This is a genomic window from Methanococcoides sp. LMO-2 (assembly GCF_038432375.1).
Classification (GTDB): Archaea; Halobacteriota; Methanosarcinia; order Methanosarcinales; family Methanosarcinaceae; genus Methanococcoides; species Methanococcoides cohabitans.
In genome coordinates, this window is the sequence record NZ_JBCAUS010000006.1 from 413,016 (window position 1) to 428,920 (window position 15,905).

A 15,905-nucleotide genomic window follows, 5' to 3' on the forward strand; every position below is an offset into this window, starting at 1 on the left:
TCATTAAAAGCTATTAAACTAAAGGAGGATTCAGTACGGACATTGTAGGAACAGGAACAGCATTTTTGATCTTCGCCACGTTCACTGCCATTGTACTTTACCTGCTTGTCAACTACTCTTCTTTAATGGCAACCATTGTGCTGCTGGTGGTCCCTTTGACATTAATTGTTGCTATACCTGAAACAGCAACCACTTTCCTCGCATACGAACATGCAAGGCTTGCAGGAGGTCTTGTGCCTATCAACAACTATCATCTTTTGCTGTTCATCTGGTCCACCATAATGGGAATAATACTGTATACTGAGTTCCTCACGTGGTACCTTTCAAGGAACAAGAGACCGCAAAACTAAGAAACAATAAAAATAAGATCACAGGCCAACGACAGATCGTCGGCCGGTGGCTGGTTAAATGAATTAAAATAAGCGAGATGAGCTTTCACTCATCCAGCCTGTAGTAATATTCACCCTGTGCTTTCTGTTCCCTGTCAAGGCGGGAACCCGGTTTGTTAACCCTTGGACGTGATGTGTCCTCATCCCTTCTGAATGTGATATCAAGGTCTGAAAGGAACTTGTTCATGCCGTCCTGCATACTCGATGGAGGGTGTGCCTTACCATACATAGCAGGCTTACCTTCGAAAACGATTAGCCTTTCACTGAGCATGTCGATCATGTAAATATCGTGGTCAACGACCATAGCGGTCTTACCGTTGTTCTCAGCGAATCTCTTGATCGCCTTTGTGGCAAGGGAACGCTGTTCAACATCAAGGTGAGCACTAGGTTCGTCAAGAATGTACAGGTCGGCATCTCTTGAGAGACATGCAGCAATTGCTACCCTCTGCAACTCACCACCACTGAGCTCGCTGAGCATCTTCTCAAAGAGAGGCTCAAGATTCAAAGGTTTGATGACCTCTGCCTGATAGTAGCTTGTATCGAACCTGCGGGTAATGCTTCTCAGGAACATCTGCACCTGCATCGGATTATCGCCCTTGATGTACTGGGGCTTGTAGGATATGGAAACGTCAATGTCCAGCTCACCCTCATCGGGTTCGATCTCTCCTGCAAGGATCTTCACGAAGGTGGATTTACCGATACCGTTAGGACCCACGATACCTATGACCTCTCCTTCCTTCAGGGAGCCGGAATCGGTCTCCAGTGAGAAGGTGTCACCGTATTTCTTGGAGAACGCGTTATAGTCCACAAGTGTCGCTATATCTGATTCCACACGTGGAGGATGCACTTCGAAAGTGATGGCATCAGGCCTGATACGGACATTCTCCTCAGGGAGATATCCTTTGAGGTACTGGTTGATGGCAACACGCACGCCTTTGGGATGGGTCACAACACCATACCCGGCAGGCACACCATAGGCCACCTGTACCACATCTGAGAGCATATCCAGTATGGCGAGGTCGTGCTCCACCACAAGGACTGCCTTATCGGCTGAAAGCTCCTGTATGATCTGTGAGGAATTGATACGCTGGTAGATATCAAGGTACGGACTGATCTCATCAAAGAAGTAGAAATCAGCATCCCTTGCAGCACAGGCTGCAATTGCAACCCTCTGCAGTTCACCACCACTGAGATCACCGATATTACGGTCGATTATAGGTGCCAGGTCGAGCCTTTCGATAAGGTTGTCCAGTGCACCGCGCTCGTCGGTACCTTCCAGGAGATCAATTGTCTTTCCGTTGAAGGCCTTTGGGATCATGTCCACGTACTGCGGCTTCTGGGACACCTTGATCTTGCCGTCGATAACATCCTTGAAATAATCATGCATGGCGGTTCCAGAATAGTGCTCCAGGACCTTTTCCCAGTCGCCGTTCTCCCCGCCGAAGTTAGGAACAAGCGCTCCTGAGAGGATCTGGACGGACGTACTTTTACCGATACCGTTAGGACCGAGGATACCTGTCACCCTGCCAACCTGCGGGGTGGGGAGTCCGTACAGTGCGAAGCCGTTGGGGCCATACCTGTGGGTCGGTTCGGTCAGTGCTTCCGGCAGACCGATGATCATTATAGCATCAAAAGGACATTTGTTGACACAGATACCGCAGCCTACACAGAGTTCTTCGGAAATGATAGCCTTGCCGTCGTCTCCAAAGACGATGGTCTCATCGCCGGTCCTGACCCTGGGGCAGTATTTTTCACATTCGTGGCTGCATCGCCTTGGCTGGCATCTATCCTTATTCAATATTGCAATTCGCATGGGGGATCACTGAAGTTATTTTAAGGTTATTTAATGGAATATTCAGGTCAAACTAAACCAGGTTAATCGTAAGAATATAAAAAAAGAAGTGCAATGGGCTGTGTCAGTTCAACAACAGCGTCCATGTCACAAGACAGAAGTCAATTACAATGAACTCGACGTAGAACCAATCCTTGGGACCGAATTCCTTTGTATTGATCTTGATGGCAGGGAAGATCACACGCTGGGCATAGTATGCAAGCACAGCAATGATGACAATTGCGGCATACCAGGGAGTTCCAGTACCATCTTCGAACCTATAGAAGGCACCAAATCCTGCGATCATACCAAGGAATGCAGCTACAGCGGTCTTTATTATACCCTCTACATGAGCCTGCTTACGTTCCTCAGGTGTCTTTTCCTTTATGACTACAGGTTTTGAGACAGCAGGAGCGTCAGACTTGTCCGCATTATCCTTTGTGCCACCTGACTTCTTTTTGCTTTCTTTTTTCAATTGGCTTCTTCTCCTGAGATAAATATGATTGGATGTTATAAACAGCAGAACCTATATAAACGTTTATTCCTGTAACAAAATTTCAGATGTTTACAGGAATTCATTGCTCAGGACATTGTCAACATCGTCCAGGCAGACAGCACCTCTTCCGATACTGTTCAGGTAAGAAGCGAACTTTCCGGGGCGATCACCGCCGGGATGGTACACCAATGTCATCTCAGGATCCACTTTTTCCACCATGTCTACAAGCCCGTTGGCATCCAGATGGTCACTGATCTGCAGGGAAGGATAGCGATAGTCCTGCCTTCCGGTCATCACATATTTGGACATGGAATGGGGCAACTTCCCCAAGTCCCACGGAGGAACGATGCAGACCGCTTCCTCATCGAACTCGCCCAGCCCTATAAGTTCACCGGGTTCGTCCAGAAGCCTGTTGGAGAGTATCAGCGATTTCTCCTCCATTGCAATGGGCCCGTCATGACCGACCTCACGAAGAAGTTCCACCGCCCTCTGTGCCTTGCCAAAAGCATACGCACCAAAGGCGACCTGAGGAGCAGACCAAAATGCATCCCTAAAGCCCTCGATGTCATCCACAAAGTGACATGAAGGGTCCCCATGGTCCCCGTAGTTCGCCTCGGTTATCAACAGGTCACATTTGGGCAATGAGGAAGGATCCTTCACATCCCCTGTAACCATTATGCGTGTACCGACATCGTTCTCCCAATAGAATGCAACCGCTCCTGCGGTATGTCCTGTGGGATATGTCCTGACATCAACACCATTGATCTCAATGGAACCGCACATGTCGACGGTCCTTCCTTTGAATTCGCGGTCATGCCTTATCTCAAGCGCCACTGCGGTCCTGTCAGTACAGACCGAGAGGTCAGAAAGCATTGCAGACTTGCCGTTATGGTCAGAATGAGCATGAGTAACAAGATACGCATCCGGTTGAGGCTGTTTCTTTGGGACACGGGTTGAATCAATAGAAAAAGTACAGATCTTCCCTTCCCCTGACCTGAACCTTACGGCAAGGTGGGGCTTGAAAGTCCCTCGCGAGTTCTTCTGGCGGCATGCCAGCACACCCATGTCGATCAGCCTGTTCAAATGACACCTCAGCTCAGGGAATGGTATCAAGCTATTTACATGTTATCAGAATGAAGAACTTGAAAAGAATAAAATGAAGGAAAAAGGGAAAAAGAGGGAATGGATATGTGGAGGAAAAAGGAAAAGCTCAGATGAGCTGGCTAAGCTCTGAGCGAAGCACATCGGCACTTGTTACGCCGGTGTAACGCTTGACCTCAGCTCCGTCCTTCTCGATGATAAGTGTTGGGACAGCGTGGATACCATACTTGCCTGCAAGGGCATTGTTCTGGTCAACATCCACCATCTTGAACTCAACCTTGTCGCCCATCTCACCTTCGAGCTCCTCAAGGATCGGTTTCTGCATCTGGCAGGGTCCGCACCATGTTGCGGTAAAGTCTAATACTACTACATTGCTCATTGCTAATCACCTTTGGTTTTATAAAAAGTAAATGGGTATTGTACGTTTCATACAAAACCATGCTGTTATTCTATAAATAATTTTGGTATTCGGCAACATGAAGAAAAGAAAGACAATCAATGCCCGGATAGATAAATCGTTAGTCTACCACTCATTTCTGCTTGATATTGCTATAATACATACACTCCTCAGGAGTGAAAAGCGGCATCTCTTCCGAACCCTTCACCATCTTCACAGGTGCTCCACGCATCAGAACGCACGGAATACATTCATCTGCTTCACCCATGATGACCTGGGCAGCAGAGACCAGATTATCCGCGACCGCCTTGCGTGTGATGTGAAGTGTCTTCCCGAACAGGTCCTTTGAGCCTCTCGCATCCTCCACAGGAACGATACCTGAGGTCCCCAGTGCCACACCCACGCACCCAAGGCGCAGGGGCTGTGTTCGGCTGTCCCCGACGATCACTCCGAGATGGCAGCAGCAGAACTCCTCCATTCCGGCACGTATCCTGGCTGCACTCTTCTGTGCGTTCTCAGGCAGGAGGACAACATGTCCCTCAGGTGCGTTGGAGCCATCAATACCTGCATTCGGGGAAAGGGTTCCCTTCGTGATGGTAAGGGCTGCCCCCGGCACACCGCCGATGATATCATCACATTCACAAAGGACAAGCTCCATTTCACGGGAATCCACACAGTACTTTTCAGAAAGTTCCTCTGCTTCTTTGCTGGGAACCACTGTGGAAAGTTCCACCATCCTTCCTTCTGCTGTGGCCACCGCAGACTCAGCCAGCACCAGCACATCCCCATCCTGTAGGAAGATCTCATTTTCATTGAGGGAAGAGGCTAGCACTTCTACGATATCATCTCCCGGTTTGATCAGGGGAGTACGTATACCAATGACCTGCATGCAGGGAAGTTCAGAAGTCAATTTAATTACCACCGGATAAATAATCGGACATTATCTTGATAGCGCAGTATTCACCGCACATGGAACACGGGCCTGTCTGCGGGCACATTCCCTTGGGCTTGTCAGGATCAAGTGCAAGCTCCATCTGCCCGTCCCAGTCAAACTTCGCACGCCTGTCAGCAAGAAGCTTGTCCCTCTCGTTGAGGCCGTATTTCATTGAATCGCCAATATGTGCCGCGATCCTGAAAGCAATAAGCCCTTCCCTGACCTGTTCAGGTGTTGGAAGGGAAAGATGTTCTGCAGGAGTTATGTAGCAAAGATAATCAGCACCATTGCCGCTGGCGATACTTGCACCCACGGCACCGGAGATATGATCATAGCCCATACCCACATCAGTTGGCAGTGGCCCTGCTACAAAGAGCGGGAAGTTAGAACGGGAACGGTGTGCTGCGATGTGCTCAGGAATATCATTTGCCTGTACATGGCCGCCCATGCCCTCGATAATTACCTGCACACCTGCCTCATTTGCCTGCTTTGCAAGAGCTGCGTTCCTCTCGATCTCCATCATCTGCGGGCTGTCGCAGAGGTCATGAACACAACCGCTTCGCATTGTGTTTCCAAGAGAGAGGACAACATCGTTCTTCTTCAGTATTGAAAGGACCTCTTCGAAGTTCTCAAGATAAGGGTTCTCACAGTTTTCCTTGAGCATCAGCACGCTGGTAAAGGAACCACCCTTTGAGACCATTCCCATTATACGCCCTGTGCCTTTCAATTTCTCAAGCATCTGCTTTTCCACAGAGTGAAGCACAACAGAACTTACTCCTTCATCCACCTGCTTTTTCAGATAGGACATCATGTCATCGCCGGTAGCTTCCTTCATACCGCATTCCACCACTGCCTGGTAGACAGGAACTGTGGTGATCGGGAGGGTAGTGTTGTCAAAGACCATCTTCCTGATGGCAGAGATATCTCCACCCATTGAAAGGTCTGTGATGGTATCCGCACCATATTTCTCTGCGATCTTTACCTTTTCCAGCTCTGCTTCGGGATCAATGCTTGCAGAAGATGTCCCGAGGTTAACGTTGATCTTGGTGGTGGCACCTTTGCCGATCGCAACAGGCGGGCAGCCTTCACGAACCATCACAACAAGACTTCCGTCAGCAACCCGTTCAAGTACAGTTTCCTCATCGAGGGACTCAACCTTTGCCACATGTTCCATTTCCGGAGTCAAAGTGCCGTTCTTTGCGTATTCTACCTGTGTGGATCTCATGTTATTCTACTCTTGAATGTCGTTTTTGTAAATTAATTAGAAATTTATTATAAATTATTGTAAAGCGGAAATTCCTGCCATTTCAAGCAGTTTCTGAGTATTGGAATTGCCCCCGATAGGCATCAGGTGGATTCCGCTGCACATCTTACGTAACTCCCGGATGCTCTCCGCAGCGATCTCAAGCCCTTCCTGAACAGGGTCTTCGGCATCCTCCATGCGGGATATCATCTCATCCCCCACCCTTATTCCCGGAACATTGCCATTCATGAAACGTGCCATCCCTGCCGAACGAAGCGGAATGATCCCTGCCAGCACCGGCACATCGGGGTCCGGGAACGAGTCCATGAACTCGCCAAAACCTTCCACATCATAGACCGCCTGGGTCTGTATGAACCGTGCACCAGCATCAATCTTCTTTTTGAGCTTGATCATCTGCATCCTGCGTGCTGCATCGGTGTTGGAGACCGCACCAACGGTGAATGACGGAGCACCTGCAAGCTCATTGCATGCCATATCGTGTCCAGCCATCATTTTAGTGATAACTGAGAGAAGCTGTACAGAATCAAGATCATACACCGGCTTTGTACCCGCATGATCGCCTTTGGTGGGATAGTCCCCTGTCATCACGCAGAGATTCCTGATCCCAAGGGCTGATGCCGCCAGGATGTCGGATTGCAATGCCAGACGATTGCGATCACGGCAGGTGAACTGCACTATCACCTCATGACCGGCATCCATCAGTAACTTACCCACGGCTACCGGGCTCATGCGCATTACCGCACGCTGGTTGTCCGTGATATTGATAGCATCCACCCATCCCCTGATAATTTCTGCATCCTCAAGTACCGCCGAGATATCGGTACCCTTCGGGGGTGCCACCTCTGCGGTCACAATGAAGCGGTCTGAATTGAGCGCATCGTTGAAAGTTGATAGCATCGTGGGGTAAATATGTAGGTCTGGTTTTTAAATGCATCGCGACCTTGAGGAAGGTAAGGGTTTAACTTTTCTTATCAATAAATTGCATGAACACTATGGAAAGAACACCGCAGATGAATGTGATCCAGAGCAACGGCTGGTTATATTCTCCTTTTCCCCACCAGAGATAACCGAGATATAATGCTGCCACCAGTGCTGTTGTGGAAAGAATGCGGAAGAGAATGTTCATTGTTTTCAGGTTCATAGCAGGACACCATATAAATTAACAGACAACATTACATAAATTATCTTTGAGGATATACCCGATCAATTAAATGCCCATCAGTTGCCTCTTTCAACCATATTTCTTTTAATGACCTCTTTGATCGAAGCCGCCAACAATGAAAATAGCAAGGAAATAGACAACAGCAACTGACTGGAATTGTCGTAATACCATCCCTGATAGGCATTGTAAAATGCAGTCGCCAGAGCTATTATAATGAACAAATTGAAGAAAATATCAAGATGTTCTGTACTCATTGTATTTTCTCCAGTATTTTCTCCATGAAAAATGCCAAAACAAGAACAAAAATAACTAATTTGATTCCCCGGGGAGATCTCGGCCATAGCATATCCATATTATAGACTTTTTCTTCAGAAGTTGATGGAAATTCCTTGTATGCTTCAGGGAAGACCTGCTTTATGTATTCTCCATATGTAATGTCAGTACCATACAACTTATTTGCAATCTCGAGCCTATCCTCATCCATTGTATAACTTTCAGATGAAAACTGGACTGAGCTATTGGAAATGAGTTCATCGTCAGCAATTGTATTTGCTTCTGCATTTTCCAGCTCCAGAACTTCATTGTTGTACCATATTTCTGCCTTTTCGTGGATCCTTGATACGGACCTTTCATCACCCGCAATTCCCACATAGTGACTTGTTATCCCTTCATCATCAATTCTAAAACAGTACGCTACAATGCGCCCTCCTTCCGGAACCTGAGGTACTGAATACATTATAGAACCATATGAAGCTCCATTCTCCGACGTATTCGCATAATAGCTATTGATCACATCGTTCCTTGCTTCATTTAGTTCTGTTAGCAAAATCGGGTCTGAAAAATTACGTACCAGATACACATATTCTGTGCCTTCATGTGAACGCACAATCCCATCATCCGGTGCTTCATCGGGTAGTTGATAATCCCACGTAGCATTGCCAAAAACTTCCATTACTTCTTCAGGTGTCAAAACCCTTCCTGGCAACTGCCCTTCAACAGACTCATTGCTTTGTTCTGCATTTTCTTCAATTGCCAATCCGGACCCGATCATGCCGATCACTAACAGTAATCCCAGAAATAGCTTTAGTTTCATGCAATATCCTCTTGAACCCATTGATCCGGAAACAAAGACGTAGCCATAGGAGTAAACAGTAAAACCTGAGATTATACCCTGATATGCGGATTGGCTGTTCTGTCAAGAATTCCCAAATATCACAACGTCTTTACAATGTCTTATTCTGTTCTAAGTGCCAAGCAGTATAAATATTTTATATCCATTTCATCAAATTGTTCTTTTTGACAACTTTGTGTTGCACAATCAACATTTTTTACATTATTTTCAACTTTAGTTAGCCAAAAAAGCATGCTCAAATAAGGATGGAGCATCCTAAGAACAGAATTAACATGCCCATAAGACGTGCAATTCAAAATCGACCCAGGCTGAGCCATGAGTCTTCTGCAACCCAGGTTGTGATGGTGATAAATTTATCAACTACAATATGTGGTTCTCGTTCGGATTCAGAACTTATGAACAGACCTTTACTTTTCCACTTAACTGAATTATAAAATTCTCCAAAAATCTTGCCACTTTGTGAGTGCTCTTTATTTTCAGTAACCGACAACATGGTGCAATTTGTAAGTACCTCTGAATTTCCCACAACAAGCACATTGTCGGAACTATCAATGAAAAACAGTCCTTCAATGTGAACATCTTTGTTCTTGTCCCCCTTGCAACCAATCTGGTCTTCCCAGCTTTCATGGGATATCTCAAGGACACTTACAGTGAAAGAGGAGAAATTATCTGGATCGGGCAAGAGAATTTCAAGTTCATATAATTCTATTACTGTGCTCTCCATTAGCTTTCCGGTAGCCGAAAATTCTCTTGAGCCAACTGGTTTCATCTCAAGGGCATTTATTTCCAGAACATTGGCTCTGTCATCAGCGATTATTTCAGTAATATTCCCCTCAGATTCGATAAGTATAATATTTGCTGCTCCAAACTCGCTTAAACCAATCACATTTTGAGGATCAATACGAAGGGATGTGGAATCAATGACTGAATCGATATAGCCACTTGAAGCAGAGTAGCTACTCAAAGGAACCGGATATTTATGAAAAGATGTATTAAATAATTCTGAAAACTTGAACTCATTGCTTGAGTGATAAGGTTCTGCAGGCAAAGTGACTAAAGCTGATATTAGACTGATGAACAGGATCAGGCTTATTGTTATGAATATTAATTTTTTAGACGATAGCTCATACATTTGATCAGAACCTGCATCTTATCCAAACATTCTTTCCCAAAGCAAGATCAAATTGACCTTAAATCGAATTTTAATTCACTTATCGTTTGACCTTGAACTTAATAGATGGTCCAGTATCAACGTAATATTAGAGAATGCCAGACCTTCCTTTCTCCTGTACCAGACCATGAATGAAACATGGACAACGTAACGAAGAAAGCCAGAATGAATATCCCTCACATTATCGCAATATTCCTTTTTAGTTTTTGGAGATATGACCACAAAACTATCACTTCCTACTCCTTGCCGATAACAACAGCCCGATGATAAGCATTATTGAGGTAAAGCCCGGCGTTTGCTTGTTTGTCCCGGGTTCTTCCTGTGTTGTTTCATTGACTATGATCACAAGATTTCCATCTTCGTCGAAATGGGCTTCATCCCTAACGTTCTTAGCTTCCTCTTCCATCAAACCAGCCATCTTTGCCATGAAAGCATAATCAGTAACCTTTATATCATCTGGATATCGATCCCAGACATCAATAAGTTTGTTCTTATACTCTACCTTCTCCTCATCAGAAAGATCCATGCCATCAATATAGTTTAGATAGACAACCCTGCTATCATTATTCGTTCCAGCATAAGCTAAGGCACTACCACCTCCCGGCATAGCTCTTACCACAGCAGGCAAGTTCTTTTGCAACTCAAGATAATCTTCCATTTCCTGGACAGCATCTTCCCCCAATTTCTCCCTGGTTTCTTCAAGTCTTAGTTGGGCAGCATCCTCAACAAAAGTCTCATTCTCACTAACTGCTGCGCTTGCAGATGATGTAAGACACATTACCAACATGATAGCAATTAGCACTCCAATTAGCTTATTCATTTTCTATCAATTCCTTGTCTTTCAAGTACCATAAAACACGTCTAGGTTTGCTTTTTAAGGACAATCCTGATACATCTATAATATCAACTTCAAACCTAGCTCTGCTCCAGAAAACGGAAGTCATTCATTGCCATAAAACAAAGCTGACCCCCACTTCATCGAACATTTTTGCGATGTTGCAATAAATCCTAGATAAGAGATTGTATAAATATTTTCTAACCACATCATCGAACTGTTTTTTCAGTTCGACGATATGGTCACAAAACTTATATCCTGTTTTTTTGCAAGATGTTTTGTAAAATTTAGGAGGAAAAATATGATAAGAAAAATTGGATTATTACTAATAGTAATGCTTATATCGGTATCTTTTGCCGCAGCTACCGCCAGTCAGGACAACGGATATACCATCGTTCCTGTCAAGTCAGATCCTACAATCACACCAAGATGGGTTTCTGACACCATCACACAGGGAGAAACAAACTGGCATGGTGAAATAATCAGTTCATACACAACTTCACGTCACATAGACCTGAACTGGGGTGACACAAGCGATTCACTTAGGCTTATAGTGTACAGCCCGAGCAATGAAATAATCGGGACATTCTATGACAATGCAGACGGTGTCATCGATGGAAGAATTAACATTGTAATAACAAATTCAAATGGATTTGAACTCGGAACCTGGAATAGTCAGGTTTATGGATATAGTGTCAAGGGTACAGAAGATTATTATATCTGAAAATTGTTTCCATTGTTATGAGATATTTATGGATTCCATTTTTGCTTTTCATACTCATTTGCAATCCAGCTCTGGCCAGTGCAAACGAGTATGAAGTAGCTCCATACACGGGTCCTGAAAGAGGTATGTATGAAGGTGGTGGCCATGATATCACCTTCTCTTTTTTTGAGCTTCCATTATCTCTTCAAATCATCTACATCTCAGGATTGTTGGGAGCCCCATTAGCCCTTTACAAATTCATACCCCTCCTTTTAGGAAGGATAAGGCAAAAATGCGAGAACCCTCACAGGAATCGAATTCTTCACTACATAACCGAGAATCCCGGAAGCACAATATCTGATATTGAAAAGACTCTAGAGATGGAAAGAAGCACCGTAAGATATCATTTAAAAGTGCTTCAATTTAAAAACAAAATAACCCGATTGGAAAAAGGGAAGTTAGTGCTGCTTTTTAAGAATTCATACAAATATACGGATACAGAAAAGAAAATCATCTTCTTCCTGCGAAATGACACAGGAAAATCAATTCTAATCTCCATTCTTCATGAGCCAGGAATAACAAACCAGAATCTCACACAGACATTCGGACTGGCTAAAAGCACCGTGCATTGGCATATTGATGAGCTGCACAATGAAGGACTTGTACATTTCAAAAGCGATGGGAAATACAAAAGGTGCTTTATTAATCCGGCGATAGAGGCAGATCTGAAAAACGCCATATCGGAATCCGAACCTGCCATTTCAGCTATTTAATCAGCAGTTCTTGATTTTATGTTCATTTTCATTAGCATCATCTTTGATTCTGATCGTGTCTTCTAAATACAAGAACTACAAAGAATCCAATATTAGATTTTACCGTCGTTTATTTGATTTGCCCTTTAAATAATATTTAACATCAAATGTGACTGTGTTTCACAGCATTTGAACTTCCATTTCTATTTCTAATAATGAAATAGACAATTACAATCAATGCATAACCCACTGCCAGAGTAGTTCTATAGGAAAGCTCAAAACCTGACACATACGCGATTATAGTCACTGGCATATAAAGGATAAAACCTATCAATGAACTTTTCATGAACGCGATGTCACGGAGCTTTTCGGATGCATCCAAATTATCTTTGTTAAGAATATAGATTCCTGTTACAATAAAAAATGCTAACAAGCCTGCATCCAGCCAATAGTCCACAGGACCCAAATTTTGAGCAACTATTAAATTGGGGTTACCTGTATCTGCCTGTGAAAATAGCAGGAATTTTATTTTTGAGAGGAAAAGACCATATACATAATAAAAAAAAAGTCCAAGCAAAGCCCCTGCAAATACAAGGATTTTTGCTCGCAATTGTTTTGTTGTCTTCATAAGTGTACTCCTGAAAAATCAAGACTTATGGATTTCCAACACTCATTGTATCCCAAAGAGTGTACGAAGCGATTCTATAATATAAAGGCACAAATATGGGCAAATTTGTAGGAGGGAGACTGACATAACTCGATATATGAGACTCCCAATACCAGATACATCCTTCTTCATCCAGAAGAGCATCACTGGAAGTACCTCCAAGTACAAGTCCAAGAGCTGCACCTATGGCCGCACCAGGAACATTTCCAAGATATGCCCCAATTGTAGCTCCTGCAACTGCAGGTGCCAGTTGTGATATTGTATTAGACCTTGACTGCCTGATATGGTTGTGTTTAAGTTCATCTCCATTAATGTAATAATCCTGCCATACCTCACCATTATACGCAGTATAACTTGGATGTGGGTACTTCACCCCGGTACCTTTCACAAAATTGACATCGTCCCATACATAAGAAGTTGATCTTGTCACAACCTGTTCATCCTGAAATAAAGATGGAGTTGTTTTCTGAGACAATAATTCTTTAGTTTCCCCGGGGTCCAGAGGATTATATGTTGTGAAATAACTTTCAGTGTTTTCTTCGTTGAGCGTTACATCAACTTTGAAGTTATCAGATAATTTTGTCACATAAAATTCGAGGACCTCTTTTTCGTTAGTGGTTACATCCTCTACTTCCATTATACCTTCTGTGAAATCCTCATCTGTATTGAGAGATATAACAATATCTCCAACTTGAACAATACTTGATGTATCTGTCATTTCTATTATCTGAATATCCGGCCTGTTTTCAATAATAACTTCATTTTCAGCATCTATGGAAGAAAATGCAGTGTTTTCTTTTGCGCTTACAGTGGGTAAACAAATTGAGCCCAATATCAGTAACGTCATGAAAATTGTTGTTACTCTTATCCCTTTGGTTTTCACGAATATACCTCTTAGATTCATTTACTCCAGAAGTAAAGCTACGCTTATATAGTACAAACAGCGAAGTATAACCCTGCCTTCTGGCACGGGGCTTCAGTTATTCCGTCAAGACTGGCTGAACCCCCTACTAACATTTTTACGATGTTGCATTATGTTCTAACTAAGTTACATTATAAATATAATCTGACCATATCATCGAACTGAAAGTGAACATTTGGATACACAGGAATCTATATTTTTCAGAAAAATAAGGTAGAAATCAGTAGATATCCCCAACATCTGACTTGAAGCCGAGAACAATAAGCCATATCGAATAACAAAAACAAAACTTACTTCACCAGCCGATCCTTCGCATCCCGGACCTCATCCAGCAGATCCAGCCGTCCGATCCTCTCAAGTCGCTCGTAGATCAACTCCCAGGCGCAATCCTTCTCAGGATCAACCTCGCATTTGCCATCCATGGAACCACCGCAGGGACCGTTGAGCAGTTCCTTGGGACACTGGGCTGTGGGACAGACGCCACCGAACTCGGCGATGGTGCACTGGCCGCACATGGCACACAGATGATGGATAATCCTGTCTCCTGCCATGGCACCCAGAGATTCGGTGTTGTTGGCAGGATAGACATCCACGTCCACAAAGCGTGCAATGTTGGAAGTGCCGCTTCCGCACGCCATGACAAGCACTGCATCGGCATCCTTTATCTCAGGTGCAAGCTCCTCAAGGGCTTCACATGAGCGAACACTGCATGCTGCCTTTGCAACAACTCCACCGATCACGTTTATTCCGGCATCCTTAAGGTTGGATTTCATCTCGTCGACCTCAGGTTCTCCACCTACATGCTGCTTGGCAGCGCATACGCTGCAGCCTACGATAAAAATGGACTCCTTGTCCGAAAGCATGTCAAGGATCTCGCTAAAGGGTTTGGAAGATGAGATTATCATGATTTCCTCAGATCTTGCTCAGATAGCTGTATTCAATATCAGATTCCTGTTTCAGTGCTTCTTTGATCATCTTTGATATCAGCGGGAGGTTTCTTGCCTGGCATCCCAGCTTATCGGCAAGTTTCCTGACCTGGAGCAATGTGCCCATTACAATGACATCGGTCTTCTCGGTCTCATGGGAGACAGCATCACGTTCAAGCGCTGCATCCCCGCCGCGTGCTAGGATCTCCTGCTTGATGATCAGGGCCTCGGTGGTTGTGATATTGCTGATCTTCAGTACACGGTTCGCGGTCTTATCCTTCATGATGACGGAACCAGTACCCGTAACACCGATATTTCGCATTGCAAGAGCTGCATCATCAGGATTTGTGATGTCAAGCACGCTGACCTCGAAGCCGTTCTCCTCCACCACAGGCTGCCTGCTGCGTATGGCGCCTGCGATCTGTACCACATCGAGAGTCTCTGCCACGTCATGGGTACGGATGATATGTGCACCCTTCTGAACAACGATGGCTGCTGCTGCCAGACTGCCGTACAGGCGCTTGGTTGCGGGTTTGTTGAGCAGGTCTCCGATGAACGATTTGCGGGAGATGGCTGCAAGGAGCGGTTTTTCGAACACTTTCAGGCGCTCGAACTGGTCGATGGTCTCAAGGTCGTAAATAGGAAGTTTTTCCGGCACCCATTTACCGATGGCAGGGTCCAGAATTAATTGGTCTGTATCGATTCCACGTTCTTCGGAACGCACAAGGATGTCGTCAAGGGAACGCATGATGGCATCCATGCCTATGGGGTCGCCTGGAAGTTTTCCCGCAGCCATCACAACTGCCGGACAGCCGTGGTCTGCAACCACATCCAGCATACCGCCATCCTCGGCAAAGCCTGCCACATCATTGACAACGTCAGCACCTTTTTCCAGTGCCTTCTCTGCAATGTCCGAGAACACCGTGTCCACTGAGATCACAGCATCCAGGTTGTCCTTCAAAAGTTCAAGTGCAGGCAAGAGGCGGTCGCATTCTTCCTGTTTAGTGATGGGGTCGGCCAGCGGCCAGGTGGACCTTGCACCAAGGTCGATGATGGTGGCTCCATCGTCGATCATTCTCTGTGCAACATCAAGAACGGAATCCGTGTCCACCACGGATCCTTTGTAAAAAGACTCACGGCTCAGGTTTATAACACCCATTAATCGCACGGGGTGATCGTCACCTATTTTCAAGCCACATATGTCAACGTCAACAACCATTGTA

19 protein-coding genes are annotated in these 15,905 nt (G+C 44.9%); 3 read left to right on the forward strand and 16 right to left on the reverse strand.

What is annotated here, in order from left to right; genetic code table 11:
* The first annotated feature begins 65 nt into the window (after nucleotides 1-65).
* The gene (locus WOA13_RS09685; protein ID WP_342127688.1) at nucleotides 66-350 is read left to right on the forward strand and encodes a hypothetical protein; all 285 of its coding nucleotides are present in this window, start codon (nucleotides 66-68) and stop codon (nucleotides 348-350) included.
* Between the two features lie 85 nt (nucleotides 351-435).
* Here the strand turns inward: WOA13_RS09685 and WOA13_RS09690 are convergent, their stop codons facing one another.
* The 12 genes from WOA13_RS09690 to WOA13_RS09745 form a co-directional block, all read right to left on the reverse strand.
* Nucleotides 436-2,202 carry a ribosome biogenesis/translation initiation ATPase RLI gene (locus WOA13_RS09690; RefSeq protein ID WP_342127689.1) on the reverse strand — a complete coding sequence of 589 codons (1,767 nt, stop codon included), beginning with the start codon at nucleotides 2,200-2,202 and terminating at the stop codon, nucleotides 436-438.
* Between the two features lie 103 nt (nucleotides 2,203-2,305).
* Nucleotides 2,306-2,695, reverse strand: a complete 390-nt coding sequence (locus tag WOA13_RS09695; RefSeq protein WP_048204388.1) for an EMC6-like membrane protein — start codon at nucleotides 2,693-2,695, stop codon at nucleotides 2,306-2,308.
* 90 nt (nucleotides 2,696-2,785) lie between these two features.
* Complete coding sequence (locus tag WOA13_RS09700) at nucleotides 2,786-3,799, reverse strand: MBL fold metallo-hydrolase (protein ID WP_342127690.1); 1,014 nt, start codon at nucleotides 3,797-3,799, stop codon at nucleotides 2,786-2,788.
* A 127-nt stretch (nucleotides 3,800-3,926) separates the two neighbouring features.
* Nucleotides 3,927-4,196, reverse strand: coding sequence for a thioredoxin family protein (locus tag WOA13_RS09705; protein WP_342127691.1), 270 nt, complete (start codon nucleotides 4,194-4,196; stop codon nucleotides 3,927-3,929).
* 151 nt (nucleotides 4,197-4,347) lie between these two features.
* Nucleotides 4,348-5,130 carry a coenzyme F420-0:L-glutamate ligase gene (gene cofE, locus WOA13_RS09710; protein ID WP_342127755.1) on the reverse strand — a complete coding sequence of 261 codons (783 nt, stop codon included), beginning with the start codon at nucleotides 5,128-5,130 and terminating at the stop codon, nucleotides 4,348-4,350.
* A complete protein-coding gene (gene thiC, locus WOA13_RS09715; RefSeq protein ID WP_342127692.1) occupies nucleotides 5,126-6,373 on the reverse strand; it encodes a phosphomethylpyrimidine synthase ThiC in 1,248 nt (415 codons plus the stop codon). The genes cofE and thiC overlap by 5 nt, the downstream gene beginning before the upstream one ends.
* Before the next feature lie 54 nt (nucleotides 6,374-6,427).
* Nucleotides 6,428-7,309: a methylenetetrahydrofolate reductase gene (locus WOA13_RS09720; RefSeq protein ID WP_342127693.1), complete on the reverse strand. Its 882-nt coding sequence runs from the start codon at nucleotides 7,307-7,309 to the stop codon at nucleotides 6,428-6,430.
* Between the two features lie 61 nt (nucleotides 7,310-7,370).
* Complete coding sequence (locus WOA13_RS09725; protein ID WP_342127694.1) at nucleotides 7,371-7,553, reverse strand: hypothetical protein; 183 nt, start codon at nucleotides 7,551-7,553, stop codon at nucleotides 7,371-7,373.
* A gap of 77 nt (nucleotides 7,554-7,630) precedes the next feature.
* Nucleotides 7,631-7,828, reverse strand: coding sequence for a hypothetical protein (locus WOA13_RS09730; RefSeq protein ID WP_342127695.1), 198 nt, complete (start codon nucleotides 7,826-7,828; stop codon nucleotides 7,631-7,633).
* Complete coding sequence (locus WOA13_RS09735) at nucleotides 7,825-8,667, reverse strand: hypothetical protein (RefSeq protein ID WP_342127696.1); 843 nt, start codon at nucleotides 8,665-8,667, stop codon at nucleotides 7,825-7,827. The genes WOA13_RS09730 and WOA13_RS09735 overlap by 4 nt, the downstream gene beginning before the upstream one ends.
* A gap of 331 nt (nucleotides 8,668-8,998) precedes the next feature.
* On the reverse strand, nucleotides 8,999-9,838 hold the full coding sequence (locus WOA13_RS09740; RefSeq protein WP_342127697.1) for a hypothetical protein: 840 nt from the start codon (nucleotides 9,836-9,838) through the stop codon (nucleotides 8,999-9,001).
* 268 nt (nucleotides 9,839-10,106) lie between these two features.
* Nucleotides 10,107-10,664, reverse strand: a complete 558-nt coding sequence (locus tag WOA13_RS09745; RefSeq protein WP_342127698.1) for a hypothetical protein — start codon at nucleotides 10,662-10,664, stop codon at nucleotides 10,107-10,109.
* Between the two features lie 382 nt (nucleotides 10,665-11,046).
* Between WOA13_RS09745 and WOA13_RS09750 the strand changes: the two genes are divergently transcribed.
* Complete coding sequence (locus tag WOA13_RS09750) at nucleotides 11,047-11,436, forward strand: peptidase domain-containing protein (RefSeq protein ID WP_342127699.1); 390 nt, start codon at nucleotides 11,047-11,049, stop codon at nucleotides 11,434-11,436.
* A 17-nt stretch (nucleotides 11,437-11,453) separates the two neighbouring features.
* A complete protein-coding gene (locus WOA13_RS09755; protein ID WP_342127700.1) occupies nucleotides 11,454-12,188 on the forward strand; it encodes a winged helix-turn-helix transcriptional regulator in 735 nt (244 codons plus the stop codon).
* 142 nt (nucleotides 12,189-12,330) lie between these two features.
* On the opposite strand, the gene WOA13_RS09760 is transcribed toward WOA13_RS09755, so the two are convergent.
* The 4 genes from WOA13_RS09760 to folP form a co-directional block, all read right to left on the reverse strand.
* Nucleotides 12,331-12,795 carry a hypothetical protein gene (locus WOA13_RS09760; RefSeq protein WP_342127701.1) on the reverse strand — a complete coding sequence of 155 codons (465 nt, stop codon included), beginning with the start codon at nucleotides 12,793-12,795 and terminating at the stop codon, nucleotides 12,331-12,333.
* 25 nt (nucleotides 12,796-12,820) lie between these two features.
* On the reverse strand, nucleotides 12,821-13,717 hold the full coding sequence (locus WOA13_RS09765; RefSeq protein ID WP_342127702.1) for a glycine zipper 2TM domain-containing protein: 897 nt from the start codon (nucleotides 13,715-13,717) through the stop codon (nucleotides 12,821-12,823).
* Nucleotides 13,718-14,046: 329 nt separating this feature from the next.
* Entirely contained in the window at nucleotides 14,047-14,661 is a 615-nt protein-coding gene (locus WOA13_RS09770) for a methylenetetrahydrofolate reductase C-terminal domain-containing protein (RefSeq protein WP_342127703.1), read from the reverse strand.
* A gap of 7 nt (nucleotides 14,662-14,668) precedes the next feature.
* Complete coding sequence (gene folP / locus WOA13_RS09775) at nucleotides 14,669-15,901, reverse strand: dihydropteroate synthase (protein ID WP_342127704.1); 1,233 nt, start codon at nucleotides 15,899-15,901, stop codon at nucleotides 14,669-14,671.
* Nucleotides 15,902-15,905 lie beyond the last annotated feature (4 nt).

What these genes read in the sequence shown, in the direction of transcription:
- WOA13_RS09725 (WP_342127694.1), bottom strand. Translation starts at nt 7,553, where the DNA reads ATGAACCTGAAAACAATGAACATTCTCTTCCGCATTCTTTCCACAACA.
- WOA13_RS09740 (WP_342127697.1), bottom strand. Translation starts at nt 9,838, where the DNA reads ATGTATGAGCTATCGTCTAAAAAATTAATATTCATAACAATAAGCCTG.
- WOA13_RS09720 (WP_342127693.1), bottom strand. Translation starts at nt 7,309, where the DNA reads ATGCTATCAACTTTCAACGATGCGCTCAATTCAGACCGCTTCATTGTG.
- folP (WP_342127704.1), bottom strand. Translation starts at nt 15,901, where the DNA reads ATGGTTGTTGACGTTGACATATGTGGCTTGAAAATAGGTGACGATCAC.
- WOA13_RS09730 (WP_342127695.1), bottom strand. Translation starts at nt 7,828, where the DNA reads ATGAGTACAGAACATCTTGATATTTTCTTCAATTTGTTCATTATAATA.
- WOA13_RS09690 (WP_342127689.1), bottom strand. Translation starts at nt 2,202, where the DNA reads ATGCGAATTGCAATATTGAATAAGGATAGATGCCAGCCAAGGCGATGC.
- WOA13_RS09705 (WP_342127691.1), bottom strand. Translation starts at nt 4,196, where the DNA reads ATGAGCAATGTAGTAGTATTAGACTTTACCGCAACATGGTGCGGACCC.
- WOA13_RS09745 (WP_342127698.1), bottom strand. Translation starts at nt 10,664, where the DNA reads ATGTTGGTAATGTGTCTTACATCATCTGCAAGCGCAGCAGTTAGTGAG.
- WOA13_RS09760 (WP_342127701.1), bottom strand. Translation starts at nt 12,795, where the DNA reads ATGAAGACAACAAAACAATTGCGAGCAAAAATCCTTGTATTTGCAGGG.
- WOA13_RS09735 (WP_342127696.1), bottom strand. Translation starts at nt 8,667, where the DNA reads ATGAAACTAAAGCTATTTCTGGGATTACTGTTAGTGATCGGCATGATC.
- WOA13_RS09755 (WP_342127700.1), top strand. Translation starts at nt 11,454, where the DNA reads ATGAGATATTTATGGATTCCATTTTTGCTTTTCATACTCATTTGCAAT.
- WOA13_RS09770 (WP_342127703.1), bottom strand. Translation starts at nt 14,661, where the DNA reads ATGATAATCTCATCTTCCAAACCCTTTAGCGAGATCCTTGACATGCTT.
- WOA13_RS09750 (WP_342127699.1), top strand. Translation starts at nt 11,047, where the DNA reads ATGCTTATATCGGTATCTTTTGCCGCAGCTACCGCCAGTCAGGACAAC.
- thiC (WP_342127692.1), bottom strand. Translation starts at nt 6,373, where the DNA reads ATGAGATCCACACAGGTAGAATACGCAAAGAACGGCACTTTGACTCCG.